This window comes from Pseudacidovorax intermedius (assembly GCF_003350475.1).
In the GTDB taxonomy this organism is placed as follows: domain Bacteria; phylum Pseudomonadota; class Gammaproteobacteria; order Burkholderiales; family Burkholderiaceae_C; genus Xenophilus; species Xenophilus intermedius.
Map to the genome: position 1 here is coordinate 1 of NZ_QQAV01000024.1, position 3,048 is coordinate 3,048.

General features: G+C 67.7%; 1 protein-coding gene. It reads left to right on the top strand.

What is annotated here, in order from left to right; translation table 11 throughout:
* Positions 1-18: 18 nt before the first annotated feature.
* Positions 19-3,048: beta strand repeat-containing protein (locus DFR41_RS27240; RefSeq protein WP_211322672.1), on the top strand; the 3,030-nt coding region annotated here is incomplete at its 3' end.

Here is a 3,048-nt window from a genome sequence, read left to right on the forward strand (position 1 = left end):
TGGGCGGGCGGCACCAGCGTGGCGACATTCGGAGGCGCCAGCGGCGGCACGGTCACGGTCTCTGGCACGCAGAGCATGGGCGGGCTGACCTTCAACACCACGGGCTACACCCTCACCAGTGCGACGGGACTGGGGACGACCGGGGGGTTGACCTTCTCTGGCGCGAGCACAGTGACCACACCGAGCAGCAAGACGGCCACCCTTCAGGCGCCGCTGAACGGCGCGGGCAGCCTCCTATTCACGGGCGGCGGCACCACCAACGTCATCCAGCAGAGCGGCAACCTCAACAATTTCAGTGGTGGAGTCACGGTGAACGCCGGTACCGTCACCCTGCAGACATTCAACAACTGCGGATCGGGCGGATCCGGCCTTGGGACGGGGCCCATCAGCGTTGCCAACGGTGCCACCCTGGACTTGCAGGCCGCAGGCAGCTCCAATCACCTGGGCTGCTACGTCACCGCCCCATCCACGTCCGCCTCGTCCGTTTCGGTCGCGGGAACGCTCAAGCTCGATGCACTGACCACCCTGCACATGCCGCCCCTGACCCTCAGCGGAGGGGTATTGGCCACCTACGGCACGCTCAATACCACCTGGGGTACTTACGTGCTCGACCATGGCGTGACCGTCAGCGCCGACAGCACCATCAGCGCAGTCAACGTCAACAACACGGCCTCCGGGGGCACGCCGTATACCGTCCCGAGCGGAACCACGCTGAACGTGACGGGCTACTTCGGTAAAGGAACATCAGGTCCAGACACCGGCTTCTCGCTCAGCGGCGGCGGCAGGATCATTTTCTCGGGGTCGGACAACACCGGCAGCGGCGCCATCACGGTCAGCGCTGGAGACATCCAGGTCGGCGCAGGTGGCACGACGGGCAGCATCGATTCGCATGCAGGCATCGCCCTGAGCAATACGAATGCCAGCCTCACGTTCAACCGCAGCAACGCCTACGCTTCCAGCAAAGTGATCAGCGGAGCCGGCAAGCTGTTCCAGACCGGCACGGGCACCACGACGCTCACGGCCGCCAACACCTACAGCGGTGACACGACGGTGAGCGCCGGCACGCTGGCGGTCGGCGTGACCAACGCCGTACCGATCGCCAGTGCCGTCAAGGTCACGGGCGGCACCTTCAGCCTGGGCAGCTTCAGCCAGACGCTGTCCGCCGGCCTCACGGTCACAGGCGGCACGCTGGACATGGGCAGTGGTGGCGCGCTGATCCTGAGCGGGGGCACCAGCAACGTCTCGGCCATCACCGGAAGCGGCAGCATCACGGTGAACACGGGCGCCGTCCTGAACCTCACGGCGGGCATCAGCGCGAGCAACGTCAACATCGTCATGGCGGGCGGCACCCTCAACCTGGGCACCTTCACGCACAGCTTCGGCACCCTCACGCAGACCAACTCCAGCACCATCGGCTTCGGTGCGGGCAGCAGCTTGACGGTGGCCAGCATCGGCAGCCTGGGCACGAGCAAGACCCTCACGGCCAGCGGCTGGGTTGCGGGCAGCACGCACTTCTACGCCACGGCAGTCACCGGCACCCCGGCGCGCAACACCGCCAACCTCGTGCCGCTCAACCAGATCAAGCTGGACGTCAATGCCGCCTCGCTCACCTACTGGGCCAGCGGCACGCCGGGCGAACTGCTCGCGGCGGTCACCCCCGGCAGCCTGGGCTACACCTACTGGGACACCACCCCCGGCAACGGCACCATCGACGGCGGCACCGGCACCTGGGACAACAGCCAGCTCATGTGGACAGACAACACCGGCGCCAGCAACAGCACCTGGGTGGCCGGCAGCATCGCCACCTTCCAGGGCACGGCCGGCACCGTCACCGTCAGCGGCACGCAATTCATCAAGGGCCTGAACTTCAACGTCGACGGCTACGTTCTCACGGGCGGCACCCTGTCGCTGAACGCCAACAGCACCTTCGTGCTGTCCGGCAGCGGCATCACCGCCACCCTGGCCAGCCCGCTGTCGGGCACCTTCGGCATGACCTTCGCGGGCGGCACCACCATCATCAAGGCCACCACAGCGGCCACCGGCGTCATCACCGTCACGGGAAGCGGCACCCTGCAAGTGGGCGACGGCGGCACCCTCGGGGACATCGGCGCCGTCGACAAAGTCACGCTGGACACCGACAGCCGCCTGGTCTTCAACCGCAGCGACACCTACACCTTCAACAAACAGATCGCCAACGCTGCCGTGGGCGTGGGCACCGTCGTACAACAAGGCAGCGGCACCACCGTGCTGGGCCACACGCCCAACGGCTGGGCCGTCGACACCCTGGTCAACAACGGCACCCTGCGCTACGGCGTCGCGGGCGCCATCCCGACGGCCACCCCCGTCACCGTCGCGGCCGGCGCCACCCTGGACGTCAACGGCCTGAGCGTCAGCCGCAGCGGCACCACCAGCATCAGCGGCACCCTCGCGCTGGGCACCGGCGGCAACGTCGACTTCACCGGCGGCAGCCACAGCATCGCCGCCATCACCGGCAGCGGCATCATCACCTTACGCAGCGGCGCCAGCCTCACCCTCACCGGCAACATCACCAACAGCGGCGTCGACATCGTGCTGGCCGGAGGCAGCCTGAACCTGGCCGGCGGCACCACCAGCAGCCTGGGCAAGCTCAGCCAAAGCGCCGCCAGCATCGTGAACCTGAGCGGCAGCGGCAACGCCAGCCTGAGCGTGAGCAACCTCGACCCGGGCAGCTTTGCCCTGGCCGTGACCAACTGGACCAACGGCGCAGACCACCTCTACGCCACAGCCGTCGCAGGCAGCCCCTCACGCAACACCAGCAACATCGCACCGCTGAACCAGATCAGCCTGGACGGCAACTCCGCCTCGCGCACCTACTGGGCCAGCGGCACCAACGAACTGCTGCTGGGCGCCGCCGCCAGCTACACCTACTGGGACACCAGCGCCGGCAACAACCTCGTCGACGGCGGCACCGGCAACTGGGACACCACCAGCGGCAACTGGAGCGACAGCAGCGGCAACTTCAACGGCACCTGGGCAGCCGGCAGCATCGCCAACTTCCAGGGCAGCGCC